Annotated in this window: 18 protein-coding genes; 5 read left to right on the top strand and 13 right to left on the bottom strand. The window is 70.4% G+C overall.

All coding sequences use genetic code 11. The features are described 5' to 3' along the window. Nucleotides 1-110: 110 nt before the first annotated feature. The 12 genes from ABT025_RS14915 to ABT025_RS14860 form a co-directional block, all read right to left on the bottom strand. Nucleotides 111-1163 (bottom strand): methionine synthase II (cobalamin-independent)-like protein, encoded by a 1053-nt coding sequence (locus ABT025_RS14915; RefSeq protein ID WP_350993861.1) that lies wholly within the window; start codon nucleotides 1161-1163, stop codon nucleotides 111-113. A 3-nt stretch (nucleotides 1164-1166) separates the two neighbouring features. Continuing rightward, on the bottom strand, nucleotides 1167-1634 hold the full coding sequence (locus ABT025_RS14910; protein ID WP_350993859.1) for a GlcG/HbpS family heme-binding protein: 468 nt from the start codon (nucleotides 1632-1634) through the stop codon (nucleotides 1167-1169). Beyond that, on the bottom strand, nucleotides 1631-2416 hold the full coding sequence (locus ABT025_RS14905; RefSeq protein ID WP_350993857.1) for an alpha/beta fold hydrolase: 786 nt from the start codon (nucleotides 2414-2416) through the stop codon (nucleotides 1631-1633). The genes ABT025_RS14910 and ABT025_RS14905 overlap by 4 nt, the downstream gene beginning before the upstream one ends. Nucleotides 2417-2440: 24 nt before the next feature. Beyond that, nucleotides 2441-2812, bottom strand: a complete 372-nt coding sequence (locus tag ABT025_RS14900; protein ID WP_219570331.1) for a VOC family protein — start codon at nucleotides 2810-2812, stop codon at nucleotides 2441-2443. A gap of 34 nt (nucleotides 2813-2846) precedes the next feature. Then, nucleotides 2847-3635: a fumarylacetoacetate hydrolase family protein gene (locus ABT025_RS14895; RefSeq protein WP_350993855.1), complete on the bottom strand. Its 789-nt coding sequence runs from the start codon at nucleotides 3633-3635 to the stop codon at nucleotides 2847-2849. A 5-nt stretch (nucleotides 3636-3640) separates the two neighbouring features. After that, the gene (locus ABT025_RS14890; protein ID WP_350993853.1) at nucleotides 3641-5089 is read right to left on the bottom strand and encodes an NAD-dependent succinate-semialdehyde dehydrogenase; all 1449 of its coding nucleotides are present in this window, start codon (nucleotides 5087-5089) and stop codon (nucleotides 3641-3643) included. A 32-nt stretch (nucleotides 5090-5121) separates the two neighbouring features. Further along, nucleotides 5122-6042 (bottom strand): VOC family protein, encoded by a 921-nt coding sequence (locus tag ABT025_RS14885; RefSeq protein WP_350993851.1) that lies wholly within the window; start codon nucleotides 6040-6042, stop codon nucleotides 5122-5124. Between the two features lie 139 nt (nucleotides 6043-6181). Continuing rightward, on the bottom strand, nucleotides 6182-7099 hold the full coding sequence (locus ABT025_RS14880) for a LysR family transcriptional regulator (RefSeq protein WP_350993849.1): 918 nt from the start codon (nucleotides 7097-7099) through the stop codon (nucleotides 6182-6184). A gap of 171 nt (nucleotides 7100-7270) precedes the next feature. Then, the gene (locus tag ABT025_RS14875; protein WP_350993847.1) at nucleotides 7271-8227 is read right to left on the bottom strand and encodes a sugar ABC transporter substrate-binding protein; all 957 of its coding nucleotides are present in this window, start codon (nucleotides 8225-8227) and stop codon (nucleotides 7271-7273) included. Between the two features lie 81 nt (nucleotides 8228-8308). Next, nucleotides 8309-9322 (bottom strand): ABC transporter permease, encoded by a 1014-nt coding sequence (locus ABT025_RS14870; protein WP_350993845.1) that lies wholly within the window; start codon nucleotides 9320-9322, stop codon nucleotides 8309-8311. Continuing rightward, a complete protein-coding gene (locus ABT025_RS14865) occupies nucleotides 9319-10857 on the bottom strand; it encodes a sugar ABC transporter ATP-binding protein (protein ID WP_350993843.1) in 1539 nt (512 codons plus the stop codon). The genes ABT025_RS14870 and ABT025_RS14865 overlap by 4 nt, the downstream gene beginning before the upstream one ends. After that, nucleotides 10854-11417, bottom strand: coding sequence for a carboxymuconolactone decarboxylase family protein (locus tag ABT025_RS14860; protein WP_350993841.1), 564 nt, complete (start codon nucleotides 11415-11417; stop codon nucleotides 10854-10856). The genes ABT025_RS14865 and ABT025_RS14860 overlap by 4 nt, the downstream gene beginning before the upstream one ends. Nucleotides 11418-11686: 269 nt before the next feature. On the opposite strand from ABT025_RS14860, the gene ABT025_RS14855 reads away from it, so the two are divergent. Both ABT025_RS14855 and ABT025_RS14850 read left to right on the top strand, forming a co-directional pair. Further along, on the top strand, nucleotides 11687-12091 hold the full coding sequence (locus tag ABT025_RS14855; RefSeq protein WP_350993839.1) for a cupin domain-containing protein: 405 nt from the start codon (nucleotides 11687-11689) through the stop codon (nucleotides 12089-12091). A gap of 127 nt (nucleotides 12092-12218) precedes the next feature. Continuing rightward, nucleotides 12219-13106 (top strand): sugar ABC transporter substrate-binding protein, encoded by an 888-nt coding sequence (locus ABT025_RS14850; RefSeq protein WP_350993837.1) that lies wholly within the window; start codon nucleotides 12219-12221, stop codon nucleotides 13104-13106. A 57-nt stretch (nucleotides 13107-13163) separates the two neighbouring features. Here the strand turns inward: ABT025_RS14850 and ABT025_RS14845 are convergent, their stop codons facing one another. Continuing rightward, on the bottom strand, nucleotides 13164-13586 hold the full coding sequence (locus ABT025_RS14845; protein ID WP_350993835.1) for a DUF5133 domain-containing protein: 423 nt from the start codon (nucleotides 13584-13586) through the stop codon (nucleotides 13164-13166). Nucleotides 13587-13950: 364 nt separating this feature from the next. Between ABT025_RS14845 and ABT025_RS14840 the strand changes: the two genes are divergently transcribed. The 3 genes from ABT025_RS14840 (at nucleotide 13951) to ABT025_RS14830 (ending at nucleotide 15999) form a co-directional block, all read left to right on the top strand. Continuing rightward, a complete protein-coding gene (locus ABT025_RS14840; RefSeq protein WP_350993833.1) occupies nucleotides 13951-14400 on the top strand; it encodes an STAS domain-containing protein in 450 nt (149 codons plus the stop codon). A 237-nt stretch (nucleotides 14401-14637) separates the two neighbouring features. After that, complete coding sequence (locus ABT025_RS14835; protein WP_350993831.1) at nucleotides 14638-15108, top strand: hypothetical protein; 471 nt, start codon at nucleotides 14638-14640, stop codon at nucleotides 15106-15108. 120 nt (nucleotides 15109-15228) lie between these two features. After that, nucleotides 15229-15999: a GAF and ANTAR domain-containing protein gene (locus ABT025_RS14830; RefSeq protein ID WP_350993829.1), complete on the top strand. Its 771-nt coding sequence runs from the start codon at nucleotides 15229-15231 to the stop codon at nucleotides 15997-15999. Nucleotides 16000-16011 lie beyond the last annotated feature (12 nt).

The following is a 16011-nucleotide window of genomic DNA, read 5'->3' as shown; positions in this document are numbered from 1 at the left end:
GGCCCCGCGGCCCCCGGCGCGCCGGGGTCAGGCCGCCCACCGAGACATCCACCTGCTGCGGGAACGGCCGGGAAGCACCGCGGTGCTTCCCGGCTCACCGGTGTCCGGGGTCAGAACTCGTTGCCCCAGCAGTAGCGGGCCAGCGTCTCGACCAGGATCAGCTTGCGGCGCTGCTCCTCCGTGGTCAGCAGCGCCCGGCCGGCGATGTCCGCGAAGCCGCGGGAGGGCGAGAGTGCCATGTCCTCGAGGTCCTTGACCTCGGCGGCGGCGTCGATGCGCGTCAGTACCGTGTCGAGCTCCTCGACCGCCGCGACCGTGGGATCGACGACGCCCAGACAGGCGTCCCGGTCCTCGGGCAGTGCGGCGAGCAGGTCGAGCTCGGCCGCGGTGCCCCGGTCGAACGGCAGCACCCAGCGGTCCGCCGGAACTGCCCCGAAGAGCCGTTCGGCTGCGGCCCGGTCCACCTGCGGGGGCGCCGACCAGCCGGGGCAGACGCCCACCCGTACGCCTTCGGGACGCGCGTCCAGGCGTACCGCCAGGGCGTCCACGGCCAGCGCGTCCTCGAAGGAGAGCGCTGCCGGTGCGGCGGGTCCGGTGGCCGTGTGGCCGAGCAGGAGCGGGTTGTTCAGCTGGATGAGCTTCACACCGCGTGCGACCAGCAGCTCGATCTCCCGGTGGATGATCTCGGCCAGCGCCTCGCCGAGCTCCCGGGCCGAGGCGGGACCGCCGGAGCCGGCCAGACCGGGTTCGAAGCACGTCGCCGCGAGGTAGGCCGGTGAGGGCAGGGACACCTTGGGCGCGATCACCGTCAGTTCGGCGAACCGTGCCGCCCCGTCGGCCACCAGCGGGCCTTCGGCCTTCGGAAGGGTCTCCGCCACCCAGCGGACCAGGCCGTCGGTCTCCTCGCCGGTGCGCCTGAATCCGGAGACGCGGTCGAGCACGGCGCTGCGGAAGTCCTCGCGGGGGAAGTCGCCGTCGGTGACCACGGTGGTGCGCAGCCTGCGCTGGAACGTCACCGCCTCCTCGACCGCGGTGCGTTCGGCCTCCTGGAGGAGCTCGGCCCCGGTCTCACCTCGTGCGTACTGCTCGCGGGCGGTCAGCAGGTCCGCGGGGCGGACCAGGCTGCCGTGGTGGTCGATGCGGTAGTTGAACGTGTCCGCCATGACTCACTCCTTACCTGTGGGCTTGCCGGGGACGCCCCAGGCGGGGAACTCCAGCTCGTAGCCGAGGGAGTCGAGGATCTCGTCGGCGAGCTGCTGGTCCTCGTCGGCGGTGCCGCCGGCGACGCCGAGGCCGCCGATGATCACACCGTCCTTCTTGACGGTGACGCTGCCGTCGGCTGCCATGATCGGCATGGCCGCGCCGGGCAGCTGGGAGAGCTGGGAGAAGAAGACGGGCTGGCTCTCCTGCCACTTCTTCAGCATCCTGCCGGGCCGCTGCATCACAGCCGCGGTGTACGCCTTGGCCCGCGCGATGTCGGGGGTGAGCGGGCGGGCACCGTCCGATCGGCGGATGGTGACCGGGAATCCGCCGGCGTCCACGACGGCGACGCTCACGGCCTTGCCGAGCGCCTGGGCGCGCTCGATGACGGCGTCGGCGATCGCGTCGGCGGCGTCGAGGGTGAGGCTGCTCATACTGCTTCCTTCGGTGCGGTGAGGGTGCGGCGCAGGTGGGCGACGGCGGTGTTGTACTGCGCGGGAGCCTCCCAGTACATGGAGTGCGGGGCGCCGGGGACGATCTCCAGGTGTGAACCCGGCAGCAGTTCGTGGGCGCGGGTGACGGTCTTCACGCTGAGGACCGCGTCCTTCTCGCCGGCCAGGAAGGCGACCTTCACCCCGGAGTCCCGGATGTCGTCCAGGCTCGGGCCGTCGGTGTCGAGGTTGCGCAGGTCGGCCATCTTGGCGACGTTGAAGGTGCCCATCTGCTGGAACAGGAAGGTGAGGTCGGCCCGTTCCCGCTGGAATCCCTGGGTGAGCAGCCGGTCGATGACAGGGAGCTTGACGGCCTCGGCGCGGTCCGCGGCGGCCAGCTCGGTGAGTTCCGGGTGGCTGATGCCGCCGAGGGAGTGCCCGAGGACCGCGGCGGACACCCGGTCGGGGCGCTGGAGGGCGGCACGCAGGGCGGCGACGGAGCCGATGGACTGGCCGACGACCATGACGTCGGTCAGCTCCTCGGCGTCCAGGACGGCAAGGACGTCGCCGGGGAAGTCCTGTCCGTCGAACTCGGGCATGGAGGAGTCGGACTTGCCGAATCCGCGCAGGTCCACGGTGACGACCGTGAACTCGTCACGGAGCACGGCGACCTGCTGCCACCAGGCGGCGTGGTGACCGCCCGAACCGTGGACGAAGAGGATCGCGGGGCCGCTGCCGTGGCGTTCGTAGTAGATGGAGGTGCCGTCGGAATCGGCGTAGGGCATGGAACATCTCCTCGCAAGGACCGGTCAGTTGGGGCGCTTGCCGTGGAAGACCAGCTCGATCATGGTGTGGTCGGGGTCGTGGATGTAGCAGAACTTGGACTGGTTCTCCGGGCGTTCGATCGGGCGGGTGTGCCGGATGCCCAGTTCCTTGAGGTGCGCCATGAAGTCGTCCCAGTCGTCGACCTCGACGGCGAAGTGGTACGGCGCCATCCGCTCCATCTCCTCGACCGGGGTGAAGTGCAGGTCGAAGTTGCCCCGGGTCATCAGCACCACGCGGGTGTTGGACTTGGGCATGATGCGCTTCATCCCGAAGACCTTGGCGTACCACTCGGCGGTGCGGTCGGGGTCCGTGGTGGGGAAGTTGACGTGATGGATGTAGCGGGGTTCCCTGCTCATCGCTTGTTTCCTTTCGGTGGCTGCTCGCGGCGGCTCAGCATCGGGGCGGCTCCTCGTGCACGGGGTTGGCCAGGACGCCGATACCGCTGATCTCGACCTCGACCGTGTTGCCCGGTTCCAGCCCGCAGGTGGACTCGGCGCCCATCCACAGGACGTCGCCCGGCTGCAGGGTGAGGTATCGGGTCATCTCGACGATGTAGTCGTACGGGTCGAACACCATTCCGCCTGTCGGGAAGGAGGCCCGCACCCGGCCGTCGACCCGCAGGGTCGTCGTCTGGGCGAGCGCGTCCACTTCCGTCTCGATCCAGGGCCCCATCGGTTTGAAGGAGTCGGCGTTCTTGCTGCGCCAGAAGGTGCGGTCCTCGTGCTGCCAGGTGCGGGCGCTGACGTCGTTGCCGATCGTCCAGCCGAAGACCCCTTCCCTCGCCTGCTCGTACGTGGCGTGCCGCAGGGTGCGGCCGATGACGGCGACGAGCTCCGGCTCGGCCTCGAACCGGCCGGTCACCTCCCGCGGCTTCACGATGGGCGAGAGGTGTCCCGTCAGCGCGTTGTTGGCGCGGTAGCCGATCTCCGGCCGCTCGGGCATGACGGCCGCCGTGTTGCCCAGCGCGCGGGCGTGTTCGATGTGGCGGGTGTAGTTCAGTCCGACGGCGTAGAAGACGGGCGGGACGACGGGTGGCAGCCACACGGCGTCGGCTCTCGCCACGGTGCCGATGACCGTGGGCCGGCCGTCCAGTGGCGACTCGGACAGCAGCTCGATGTGCTCGTCGTGGACACGGCCCCATACCGCCATCCCGCCGACCGCGACACGCGTGTATCTCATGGTGGTCAGCCGGCAAGCAGGTGGGAGACGCGCTTGGTGACGAGGTAGCCGTCCAGACCCTCCGGGCCGCCCTCGCGACCGTAGCCGCTGTCCTTCATTCCGCCGGAGGGCGCCTCGTGGACGGAGCCGCCGCAGTGGTTGATCGACACGATGCCCGCCTGGAGACCGTCCGACAGCCGTTCGGCGGTGGCCGCGGACTCGGTGAAGCCGTACGCGGCGAGTCCGTACGGGAGGGAGTTGGCCTGCGCCAGCGCGTCGTCCAGCTCGGTGAAGGGGACGATGGGGGCGATCGGGCCGAAGGGCTCCTCGGTCATGACGAGGGCGTCGGCGGGGACGTCGGTCAGGACCGTGGGCGGGAAGAAGTAGCCAGGTCCCTCGATGCGCTCGCCGCCGACGAGGACGTTCGCGCCGCGGGCCACGGCGTCGGCGGTGAGGCGTTCCATCGCGGCGAGCCGGCGCTCGTTGGCGAGCGGCCCCATGGTGGTCGCCGCGTCGAGCCCGTCGCCGACCCGGTGGGCCTCGGCGGCCTTCACGAAGGCGGCGGTGAACTCCTCGACGAGGCTCTCGTGCACCAGGAACCGGCTGGGCGAGGTGCACACCTGCCCGGCGTTGGCGAACTTCGCGCCGGCCGCACGGCGGGCCGCGACGGCAGGATCGGCGTCGGCACAGACGATGACCGGGGCGTGCCCGCCGAGCTCCATCAGTGAGGGCTTCATCCGCGCCCCGGCATCCGCGGCGAGCAGCTTTCCGACCGGTACGGAGCCGGTGAAGGCGACCAGCCGGACGACCGGGTGGGCGATGAGGCGGGCGGAGACCTCCGCGGGCTCACCGAAGACGAGGTTGAGGGCCCCCGCCGGGACACCGGCGTCCTCGAAGCAGCGCACCAGCGCGCAGGCCGTCCCCGGGGTCTCCTCGGACGCCTTGATGACGAGGGAGCAGCCGGCGGCGAGTGCCGCGGAGATCTTGCGCATGGGCGATCCGGCCGGGAAGTTCCACGGGACGAAGGCGGCGACGGGGCCGACCGGCTCGCGGCGCACCGTGAGCAGGGTGCCGGGGGCGGAGGGGATGATGCGGCCGTAGGCGCGGCGGGCGTCGTCGGCGTGCCAGCGCAGCGAGTCGGCGACCCTGCGGACCTCTCCGGCGGCTTCGGCGAGCGGCTTTCCCTGCTCCACGGTCATGATGCGGCCGATGGCTTCGGCACGCTCCGTGGCCAGGTCCGCCGCGGCGTGCAGGATCGCGGTGCGGCGGGCGATCGGAGTGGTGCGCCAGATCTCGAAGCCGTCGGCGGCGGCCTCGGCGGCGCGGTCCAGGTCGGCGGCGGTGGCCAGCGGCACCTCGCCGATCACCTGCTCGGTGGCGGGGTTGACGACGGGGGACGTCTGTCCGGTGCTGCCCTGGCACCACTCGCCCGCTATGAACATGCGGACGGGCGGGTAGCCCTGGTCGGTGGTCATGGGTGGGTGCCCTCTCGGGGAATGGTGTGGGTTCAGGTGGCCGGGGTGTCCTGGGCGTCCCGGTTGGAGCGCAGCGACCAGATGGTGTGCGGCGGCGCGGTCGCGTGGACGCGGGTCTCGTACGTGTCGTCGACCCGGTCCATGTCGCAGGCGTACTCCACGCGGCCGCCGCACGGGGCGTGCAGGAACCGGAAGACGTTCGAGCCGATGGTGTGCCGGCCCAGCTTCCGGGCCTCCCGCCAGCCGCGCTCGATCATGTGGTTGCCGCCTTCGACCACGTCGTCGAAGCCGGGAACCTCGTACGCGATGTGGTTGACGCCCGCCCGGTCGGGTCGGTGGCACAGCAGGAACGTGTGCTGGTCGTCGTCGCCGGGCGCCTGCATGAACACGCCCATGGGCTCGATGACGTCGGTCGGCCGGAAGCCGAGCAGGCCGGTGTAGAAGGCGACGGCCTGCTCCCGGCCCTCCTTGGCGATGTTGAGGGCCACATGGCACATCCGCAGCGGCCGGACCTGTCCGACCGTCTCCAGCGGGGCGTTCCAGCGGGTGACGTCACCGGAGATGTTGGCGGTCCGGGAGGGGGCCGGCAGGGGCCTGGGGCGGGCGAGGGTGAGGCCCACCCCGAAGCCGGTGGCATCGACGGTGCGGTGGACTCCGTCGGCGCTGGTGCGGACGGGGTGATCCCGTCGCACCGCTTCCACGATCCGCTCCAGTTCCTCGGCGGTGTCGACGCCCCACACCACCTCACGGAGGGTGGGGCCGTCCTCGACCGGGGCCGGGAGCAGCGGTCCGGGGCAGGTGTCCAGGTGGAGGGTCTGGCCGGCGAGGGTCTCGAACACCGCGTGCTCGTCGGTCCGTTCGACCAGGAAGAGGCCGAAGTCTTCGAAGAACCGCACAGACTCCTCGAGTACCTCGACGCTGTAGGTGACCGATTCGATTCGCTGGATCCCCATGGATTCCTCACTTCAGATGATGTCGCCGCATGCGGACCGGTCACCGTTCCCGGCGATCCTAGATTTTCCGGGCGCATGCCTCAACGGTCCTGCCGTGCAGGCTCCGCAATCCTTGATTGCACGGGGTGCGGCCTGCCGCTCAAACGCCGTCGGGAATCCTGGGAATGGGGTTCTTGGAAAACCATTCGGTAAGGAATTCGAGGAATACGCCGACTTTGCGGGGAGTGGACGGACCGGGTCCGTAGATGGCGAAGAGCGGGCGGTCGGGTACGCCCCGTTCGGGGAGCAGGATCTCCAGCGCCCCGGACAGCAGGTCGTCGTACGCGGACCGCTGCGGAAGCAGACCGATGCCGCGGCCGTGGACGGCGGCCTTCTGCAGCGCGATGTAGGAGTTGGACGAGAACGCCACGTTCCGGATCTTGTGCAGTGTGGAGGCGTGCCCGTGTCCGATGCGCCAGACGGGGTCGTTGACGTGCACCAGGCATTCGTGGGAGGCGACGCCGTTGGGCTCGGTCAGCGCCCCGTGGCGCTCCAGGTACGAGGGGGCTGCGCACAGCATGAAGGGCAGCGAGGCGATCTTCTTGAGGCGTACGCCGGAGTCCCGCAGGTCCCGGGTGTGGAACGCGACGTCGAAGCCGCCCTCCAGGAAGTCATAGGTCCGGTCGGACATTCCGCCGAGCTCGAAGCGCACCTGAATCTTCGGATGTGCCGCAGAGAATGCGGCAATGGCGTCACCCAGGTCGAGACTGCCTATCCATTTCGGACAGCTGATGCTCAGCGACCCCTCGGGGCGGTCGTGAAGGTGGGCAATGGAAGCATCCTCGCTCTCTATCTCTCCGAGAATGCGAATGCAGAATTCGGCGTATCTCTGCCCCTGCTCGGTCAGACTCACCGAACGGGCGGTGCGATGGACGAGGCGTACGCCCACCTGTCGCTCCAGCTCCGCCACGTGCCGTGACACCAGGGAGCCCGATGAGCCCAGTTTCTTGGCGGCTCCGTTGAAACTGCCGGTCTGGGCGACGGTGACGAAGCTGTGCATGACGAGCAGGCGGTCCATGGATCCTCCGGGTGGCCCCGGGGCCACGTGGACCCGGGGCCGGTCGTGCCTAAGGGCGGGTGTTGCTGCCGTACACCGCCGGCCGCGGCAGGGCCGGGGTGGTGCGGTGAGGGTACGGGCGTTCGCTGTGACCGAGCCGCACCACGCGCACCGGAAACCCGCCCGTCCGGGTTACTTGGGGCAGTATTGAGGAGCTTGCGCCACGTTGTCCTTGGTGACAAGAGTCAACGGAACATTGCTGATCTTGTCGCCCTTCTTGTCGGCGAGCAGGGAGAGCGCCTTCTCGACGGCGGTCTGTCCGATCGTCATGGCCGAGTTGGCCACCGTCGCGGAGAGCGTGCCCGCCTGGACGGCGGCGATCCCCTCCTCCGTACCGTTCACCGAGACGATCTTGACGTCCTTGGCGCCGGCGGCATCGAACGCCTTGCGGACGGCGAAGGCCATCTCCTCGTTGGCGACGAAGGCGTAGTCGAGGTCGGGATGGGCCTGGATCATGTTCTCGGCGACATCCTGCGCCTTTGCGGGGTTGAACATGCCGGGCTGGTTCGCCACCACCTTCGCGGTGGCCGGGAGCGCCGCCTCGAAGCCGCCGACCAGCAGGTCGGAGGCGGCACCCGGCGCACCGGCGACCACGCCGACCTGCACCTGCTTTCCGGCGGCGTCCTTCTCGATCCATCCGGCGTCCATGGCGCCGACCTTCTTGAGGTCGACCACTGCGGCGCCCAGGATGTCGGAGAGGTCGTCGGTGGCGACCGAGGTGAGATAGATCGGGATGCCCGCGTTCTTCGCCTTGGTGATGTCGCCCTCGAGTGCGTCGACATTGACGGTCTGCACGATCAGCGCGTTCACGTTCCGGGCGATCATGTCCTCGATGTTGGACAGTTCGGTGCCCGCGTCCTGCTTGGAGTTGGCGGAGTACAGCTTGGCCCCCTTCACCTTGGCGGTCTGCTCGACCGCCTTGAGCAGACAGGTGTGGAAGTGGGTGTTGGCGCCGTTGACGAATCCCAGGGAGGTGGCGCCGTCACCGGATCCGGCCTCGCCGCTGTCGGAACATCCGGACAGGACGAGCGCGGCGACGCCGGCGAGCGAGACCGCGAGGACGCGGCGGGAACGGGTGGTCGAAGACATGGAGGTATGACCTTTCCTGCGACATTGACGGGAAGGGTGGGGGGGGAGCCGACGAGGCCGGCACAGCGGGCGGGCCGTGGGTCAGTGACCCGGGCCGGACCTGCGGTTGAACTCGTTGACCACGGCCGCGACGAGGAGCACCGCACCGGTGACGACGGGCTGGTAGTAGCTGTTCACCTGGAGCAGGTTCAGCGCGTTGGCGACGACGCCCAGGAGGATCACACCGAGCACGGTGCCGGGAATCGTGCCGTGCCCGCCGGCCAGCAGCGTGCCCCCGATGACGACGGCGGCCACTGCGGTGAGCTGGAGCTGAAGGCCTCCGGTGTTGGGTGCGCTGGCACCCAGCCGGGAGAGGAGCATCAGGCCGGCCAGACCCGACAGGCCTCCAGCGAGACCGTAGAGGGCGAGCTTGCGGGCGGGTACGTTGATGCCGCTCAGGCGGGCGACGTGTTCGTTGCCGCCCATCGCGAAGGCGTCCCGCCCGAAGGTGGTGAACCGCATCGCCAGACCGACGGCCACCAGGACCACGACGGCCACGATGAGCAGCCAGGGAATGCCGAGCACCTTGGAGTTGCCGAGCGCCGACATCCGGTCCCCGATGGAGATGCTCATGCCGTTCAGGACGAGCAGGGCGACACCGTCGAGCAGCATGGCCGTGGCCAGTGTGGCGACGAACGGCGCCACCTTGGTGAAGGTCACGACCAAGCCGTTGACCAGGCCGATCACCGTGGCCAGCAGCAGGGTGACGACCACCGTGACGGTCGTGGACTGTCCGTGGGAGAGGAGCTGCGCGGCCACCGCGGTGGTCACGGCGGCATTGCTGCCCATCGAGAAGTCCATGCCGCCCGCCGTCATCAGCAGGGTGAGACCGCCGGCGATGACTGCGGTCACGCTGATCTGGCGGAGGATGTTGAGGAGGTTCTGCGAGGTGGTGAACGAGTCCGCCCGCAGAGCGGTGAAGACGATCATCAGGATCAGGACGGCGATCAGCCCGCCGTGCGGTATCCGGCCCAGCGACCTGATCGTCGGGCGGGGCCGGGCGGTGGCCGGAGCGGTCGCCCGGTCAGGGGCGACGGAGGGGGATTTCAGGCTCACTGCGGCGCTCCTCCGAGGGCGGTGGCGACGAGTTCGTCGCGGGTGATGGCGGTGGTTTCGTACTCCGCGACGGTGCGCCCCGCCCGGACCACGAGGATGCGGTCGGCCAGGCGCATCGCCTCCTCCGCGGACGAGGAGGCGAGCAGAACCGCGACCCCTCGCGAGGCGAGGGCGTCGATGAGGGTGTGGATGTCCGCCACGGCTGCGACGTCCACGCCGTTGGTGGGGTCTTCGAGGAAGCAGGCGGTGGGGGCGGTCTCCAGCCACTTGGCCAGCAGCACCTTCTGCTGGTTTCCGCCGGACAGACTGCCGACCGGCGGGTCGCCACCGAGCGTCACGACCCCGTAGTCCTTCCGGCGGGTCGCCGACCGCCGGGCCAGGTCGCCCCGGCGGTGCAGCCGCCTGCGGTGGAACCGGTCGTCGGCGAGCATCAGGTTCTCGTCCACGGACAGTCCCGGCACGAGGCCCAGGGCGCGGCGGTCCCCCGTGACGCAGCGCAGCCCGCTCGCGAGCGAGGCCGGCACGCGTCCCAGCGGCACGGGCCTGGCGTCCACGTGGAGCTCCCCGCTCTGCGGCCGCTGCCGGCCGGAGAGCAGGTCGAACAGGCACGACTGGGCGTCCCCGGCGGGACCCAGCACGGCAACGACTTCGCCCTTGCGGACCTGCGCGGTGAAGTCGCTGATGGAGCGGCCATGGGTGAGCCCGCGGATCGCGAGACCGACCTCGTCCCCGGGTGCGGGGCGCTCCGGCCGGTGCGACACCACGTCCCGGCCGACCATGCCGCGCACGAGCTCCGTCGCGTCGAACCCGGATGCCGGTGCGCTGCGCACCACTGCGCCGTCGCGCAGCACCGTCACCCGGTCCGCGAGGCCCAGTACCTCGTCGATGTAGTGCGAGATGTAGACGACGGCGACGCCTTCGTCGCGCAGCCTGCGGACCAGCTCCCTGATCCGTCCGGCGGCCTCCGCGCCGAGGCACGCCGTCGGCTCGTCGAGGATCAGCACGCGACCGCCGCGCCGGACCTCCCGGGCGACCTCGACCATGGTCTGCTCGGCGACGGTGAGTTCGCCCGCGGTACGCCGCACGTCGATGTCGATGCCCAGGCCGGCGAGAGCGGTCCGGGCCCGCGAGACCATCTGCGGCCGGCTCACCAGTCCGCCCCGGCGGGGCAGGTCGCCGAGCATGATGTTCTCGGCCACGCTGAGGCCCATGACCAGCTCGCGGCGCTGCGGTACGAAGGCGATGCCGAGGTGGCGGGCCCTGCGCACGGTGAGACCGGCATGGTCGTGCCCGTCGACGCCGATGGTGCCGCCGTCCGCCTGGTGCACCCCGGAGAGGACCTGGACGAGCGTCGACTTGCCGGCACCGTTCATGCCCATGAGGGCGTGGATCTCTCCCGGATACAGGTCCAGGTCGACTCCCTTGAGCGCGGCGGCCCCGCCGAAACTCTTGGTGACCCCGCGGAGCCGGACCAGGGGCGCGGCAGGGTCCGAGCCGGTGGCCGCGGCGGCGGGACGGGTGGTCCGCGCCGTCACGGCCGGTGTCCGTCCCCGTCACGGACGACCCGCTCGAAACCGCGGATGTCCGGGAAGGGGGGCTCGCGGTCGGCCTGGAGGTCGACCTGGAAGGCGTTGAGACACATGCCGAGCATGGTGAAGTTGCCGAGAGCCCCGATGGTGTCGACCAGGCCCTGTGAACCGAAGTGCTCGTGGGCGCGCGCGAACGTCTCGTCGGAGACGAAGTGGTCCTGGAGGATCTCCCGGCAGAACTCGTAGAACGCCTGGTCCGGCTCGTTCCCGAAGTCCGGCCGGCGCCGCTCGGCGATGGCCCGGACCGCCTCCTCGGGCACCCCTGCCTCTATCGCGGTGCGCACGTGCGCGTTCCATGAGTACTGGGCGTCCCAGTTGCGGGCCGCGAGCAGCAGAGTGAGCTCGCGCAGATGCTCGGGAAGGCTGCAGTCGAAGCGGGCGAAGGCGCCGAGCGACTCGGCTCGTTCACACATCTGCGGGCTGTGCAGCCAGACCCGGAACGGCCCCCGCACCGCACCGCGGCGGGCCGTGATGCGCTCGGCCAGCTCCTTCTGGGGCGGAGTCATTTCGTGTTCGGTGAGTACGGGGAGCCTCATGTCGGCAATCCGCCTTAGCCTCGGGCACGGTCCGGTTTCGCCGTGCAATGGTGGCCGACCGTACCCGCGTATCCGGCAACCACATCCCTCCTGACGTGCAATGTAAAACTGCATACCGGAGGGCATCCCTTCCCGGTTCCTGGCCCTAGGGTCTGCCCGGCGGATCAGACGCGAACCAGCCACGATCCGCCGGACGGGCCCCGGCCCGTTCGGCTCAGCTCCGCCGAAAGGAACCCCTGATGTCCACCGTGATCAAAGTCGCCGAAGTACCCCTGCTCGACCGTGGCGGCGCTGTCGTCACGACCCCCCTGGTCACGACAGCCTCCGCCCATGGTGAGAACCGGATCACCAGCGGAATCAGCGTCTACCCGGTCGGCTCCGGCGCCCCCCTGCACTCGCACAACTGCGACGAGCACGTCACGGTCCTGGACGGTGACGCGGAGGTGGTCATCGACGGCGAGGTGACCCGTCTGGTGCGGTACGACACCACGTACGTCCCCGCCCCCGTCCCGCACCTCTTCCGCAACGTCGGCGACACACCGTTGCGGATTCTGTGGGTCTACAGCTCAGGACATGTGACCCGCACGTTCACCGAGACCGGGGTGACGGTGGAACACCTCTCGCCGCAGGACCAGATGGGCTGAAGAGCCCCACGAAAGGCGGTACTCCCCCGTGTCCCTCCCCCATGACAGACCCGGTCGGCCGGACAGACCGGACGGCCGCCGAAGTTCCCGCAGAGCCCTCACCGCGTCGGCCGCCGGCGCCGCTCTCATGCTGAGCGGCTGCGGTGGCGGCTCCGACGCCGGGCACGAAACCACCGTCACACTCGGATTCGTCAACGGAGCCCACTCCGACTTCCACACATGCCTCCAGGGTGCCGTCGAACTCGCCGCCGAGACCGCGGGCGTCAAGCTCTTCACCGCGAACTCGCAGCAGGACGCGGCGAAGGAGCTGGCCAACATCGGAAAGATGACGTCCTGGAAGGTGGACGCGCTGATCGTCCAGACCGTGGACATCGGCGCTCTGCCGGGCGATATCGCCCGGGCCCGAAGTGCCGACGTGCCGGTCTTCCTGACCTCCGTGGTCCCCGAGGACACCTCGGACATCCTCGGAGCGGTCGTCGTGGACCTCGAACAGGCAGGGCGGCTGGACGCCGAGTGGATAGGCAAGGACGCGAACGGGAAACAGGCCGAGGTCGGCATCGTGGCCGGTGCGCCGGGCGCCGCGTCCGATCTGCTCGTCTCCGGTTTCACTGCCGCGTTGCCCGCCAACACTCCGGTCGTGGCCAGCAGACCCGGCATGTTCGACCCGGCGCGGGCGCAGGAGGCCGCGGCGGCCATGATCCGGGAACACCCGGGCCTGGACTACGCGTTCGTCGCCAACGAGGAGATGGCCTTCGCGGCGCGCAAGGCCTTCGACGCGGCCGGGGGGAAGGGCGTCAGAATCGTGACGGTGAACGGGACCGACAGGGGCCTGGCCGCGATCGAGAAGGGGACCCTGTCCGCCACGGTCACCAACTCCCCCTTGGTGAACGGAACGATGGCCGTCAGGAACACCCTGGCGCTGCTCGCGGGCAGGAAGGCGGACCGGATCGGCTCCGTCCCCCTGGTCCTGGTCACGAAGAACAACCTGAACCAGGCTCCTCAGTACTGCCCCTGACGGCACCGGCACCTCGCCCCGACGGCACCGGCCCCCCGGTCCCGGTCGGGACGGACCTCAGGCCGGAGAGGCCAGGTGCCGCTCCGCAGCCACCACGGCATCGTGCACGCTCGTCCTTCCCAGCATGACGCACAGGGTGTACGCGGCATCGTCGACCGCCCGGCGCGCAGCCTCGTCCGGCGGTGACGCGGCCAGCCGCGACCGGCACCGCCGGAACTCCGCCAGCGCTTCCTCGGTCCGCCCGCGGCTCGGCAGCAGGGCGGTCCGGGCTGCCGGCAGGGACGGGGTGCGCGCGTTCTCGATCGCCCTGCGCAGCGAACGCTCCAGATGCGTCGGCACAGTCGCTCCGCGCGATCCGGCGATCATGGCCGCGGCGGCCTGCCCCGGGGTGACGTGGGCACCCTGCGCCGCGGTCGCCAGGATCTGTGCGGCCTGGAGAGCGAGCACGGCGTCGCGGCCATGATCATGCCGATCGCCCATGCTGTCGTCGGTTCTTCCAGGAGCGGCTTTCCCCCGGGCCCGGCCTCGGCCCTACGGCGACGTCCGCCGGAGCCCTGGGGTTGCACAGAGGAGACAGAAGGAGAAGTCGTCATAGGAGCCATCGCTTCGCAACGAGGTTGAGCGACTCGGCGTGCGGCACCGGGCTGTGCCGAGTCCTGCCGGCACCGGGATTCTTTCCCGCACAGCCCCCTCGCGACACGGTGAATACGCCGTGTCGCGTCAATCGCGACACGAAAGGCGTAACCGCGAGGGGCCCACCGGCGCGCCTGGCGGACGCCGGTCGCGGTCCACGGCATCGTGCGTGCCTGATTCGGCGGGAGCAAGCGGAAAGCAGGGGCGGAAAGTGGGCGGCAATCCGGTGGCGGCTACGTTCACCACAGCACTACGGCGCACCGGGAGTTCCGTCCTGGTCAGCGCTGCCGGGGAGCTCGACGCTGCGGCTGCGCCCCTCCTGGAGCAGGTGCTCGACGTCGTGCAGCCGAGCACGGACGTTCTCCTGCTGGACGTCCACGACGTGCAGTTCATGGATTCGGCCGGGTTGTTGCTCCTTCTCGAACTGCACCGACGCGCACAGCTCCGCGTCCTGCGGGTCATCGTGGTGGGGTGGCAGGCGCAGCCGCAGCGGGTGATGGAAGCGATCGCCGGCCTGCCCCCGCGTGGCGGGTGCCCGCCCGGGCGCGGGGCACTCGCCGGCTTCCGCCGCCTCGTCCGGGACCGGGCCGACCGGCAGCGCGATTCGGCTGCCGCGCCCGTGGGAGCGACGGCGTCGGCGGGCTCCGCAGGCATCTGCTGAGCGGTTCCCCCTGCCTTCGCGGGGTTCGGGTGTGGGAGGGTTGAAGTGATGAACCAGCCTGGTTCTGTCGCTTCGTGGCTTCGGTGTCCCGACGGCTGTCCGCCGGGGTACGGCACGTATGCCGTGTCGTCGCGGCTTCTGGTGCCGGAGCGGGCACGGCGCTCACCGTGTTCCGGACAGGTGGGCCTCCGGGCCCGCCGTATCCAGGGCTGCCCGCCCCGACCGAGGGGAAGCCCGATGAAGCCGTACAACGTGCATGTGCAGTTCCTCGGATCCGTCGCCGTCGTCACGCTGTGCCAGGACGGCGCGGGCGCCCCCGCACCGGAGAACACCCCGCCCGCCGACGTGGACGATGCCCGAGCCGTGTGCCGCGGGCAGCTGAACCGCGCCCTGGAGACGCTGCCGCCGTGGACGGGATCCGTGGTGCTGGACACCGACCGGGTGGGTGTGCCGTACCCGGAGGACGCACTGGCGCTGGTCCAGCGCTGGGCACTGGCCCGGCGGATACACCTCGTCACGCTCTCCCTGGACGAGACAGGCTGTCCGCGGAGCGGCCCGCCCCGCTCCGCCGTGGCCGGGGTCGGCCGGGGGCCCTCCGGGCCTGCGGGTGCGTTCCGGCGCACCCTCGCTTTCCGGGCACTCGTGCAACGGGCGTACGGGATCCGGCTGGCCCGTCGGCAGCCCCCTCCCCTCGAAGGCGGGGCGTGACCCGTCGCCCGGCCCGCGTCGCGGGGCGAATCCTCGGTCGGCCCGTGCCCCTGTTACAGGTCCTCGCAGCCGGAGTGGGGGAGGATGGAGGTGCGGCCCAGCCAATGGAGGTGAAGCGCCGTGGAACCCGTGCCCCACGAGGACGACGAGGAGTCCTCGTACCCAGGCGAGGGCATCCTGCCCGGAGACGCCGGACGCTTCTCCGAAGCGCTCGCCCGTGCCACCGCCGAGCAGTCGGAAGTGGCAGTGCCCGCTGCCCTGTGCCAGGCGTGCGTGGACCTACTGGACATCACGGGTGCTTCGATCTCCCTGCAGGGCGAAGGGGACGCACGCGTCCTGTGGTGGTCCAGCAGCGAGGTCGCCGGACAACTCGCAGAGGCCCAGTACACCCTGGGTGACGGTCCGTGCCAGTCCGCGATCGATCTGGTGGCACCGGTACTCGCCGCCGACCTGACGCAGGGACCGGATGTCAGGCGCTGGCCGTTCTTCGCCCAGCAGGCCGTCGAGCTCGGGGTGCGCGCCGTGTTCTCGCTGCCGCTCGGGGCGGGCGGACTGGCGCTCGGCACGCTCGATCTCTACCGGGAGGACGCGGGTGACCTCTCCGAGCGGGACCGGGCCTTCGCGTTCCCCATGGCGGAGGCCATCACCACCGCGCTGCTGAACCTGCCCGGGGGGCCTGCCACGTCCGATCCGGACGAGGACATGTGGCTGGCCATGGCGGAGAGCGATCATGAGGAAGTGCACCAGGCCACCGGCATGATCATGGTTCATCTGGGCGTGGATCCCCAGCAGGCGCTGGCACGCCTCAGAGCACATGCCTTCGCCCACGATCTGACAGTGACGGAAGCGGCCCACGCCGTCCTCGACGGGAAGGTCAGGTTTCATGACTAAGGTCGGTCGTGC

The sequence above is a fragment of the Streptomyces sp. NPDC002809 genome (assembly GCF_040295435.1).
Lineage (GTDB): Bacteria > Actinomycetota > Actinomycetes > Streptomycetales > Streptomycetaceae > Streptomyces.
The sequence above is the reverse complement of the archived record's forward strand: the minus strand, read 5'-3'. Positions and strand labels throughout refer to the sequence as shown.

Bases quoted from the DNA above. Each gene is read 5' to 3' on its own strand.
- ABT025_RS14845 (WP_350993835.1), bottom strand. From the start codon at position 13,586: ATGGGCGATCGGCATGATCATGGCCGCGACGCCGTGCTCGCTCTCCAG.
- ABT025_RS14855 (WP_350993839.1), top strand. From the start codon at position 11,687: ATGTCCACCGTGATCAAAGTCGCCGAAGTACCCCTGCTCGACCGTGGC.
- ABT025_RS14880 (WP_350993849.1), bottom strand. From the start codon at position 7,099: ATGGACCGCCTGCTCGTCATGCACAGCTTCGTCACCGTCGCCCAGACC.
- ABT025_RS14875 (WP_350993847.1), bottom strand. From the start codon at position 8,227: ATGTCTTCGACCACCCGTTCCCGCCGCGTCCTCGCGGTCTCGCTCGCC.
- ABT025_RS14850 (WP_350993837.1), top strand. From the start codon at position 12,219: ATGCTGAGCGGCTGCGGTGGCGGCTCCGACGCCGGGCACGAAACCACC.
- ABT025_RS14915 (WP_350993861.1), bottom strand. From the start codon at position 1,163: ATGGCGGACACGTTCAACTACCGCATCGACCACCACGGCAGCCTGGTC.
- ABT025_RS14910 (WP_350993859.1), bottom strand. From the start codon at position 1,634: ATGAGCAGCCTCACCCTCGACGCCGCCGACGCGATCGCCGACGCCGTC.
- ABT025_RS14905 (WP_350993857.1), bottom strand. From the start codon at position 2,416: ATGCCCTACGCCGATTCCGACGGCACCTCCATCTACTACGAACGCCAC.
- ABT025_RS14860 (WP_350993841.1), bottom strand. From the start codon at position 11,417: ATGACTCCGCCCCAGAAGGAGCTGGCCGAGCGCATCACGGCCCGCCGC.
- ABT025_RS14835 (WP_350993831.1), top strand. From the start codon at position 14,638: ATGAAGCCGTACAACGTGCATGTGCAGTTCCTCGGATCCGTCGCCGTC.
- ABT025_RS14900 (WP_219570331.1), bottom strand. From the start codon at position 2,812: ATGAGCAGGGAACCCCGCTACATCCATCACGTCAACTTCCCCACCACG.
- ABT025_RS14895 (WP_350993855.1), bottom strand. From the start codon at position 3,635: ATGAGATACACGCGTGTCGCGGTCGGCGGGATGGCGGTATGGGGCCGT.
- ABT025_RS14890 (WP_350993853.1), bottom strand. From the start codon at position 5,089: ATGACCACCGACCAGGGCTACCCGCCCGTCCGCATGTTCATAGCGGGC.
- ABT025_RS14885 (WP_350993851.1), bottom strand. From the start codon at position 6,042: ATGGGGATCCAGCGAATCGAATCGGTCACCTACAGCGTCGAGGTACTC.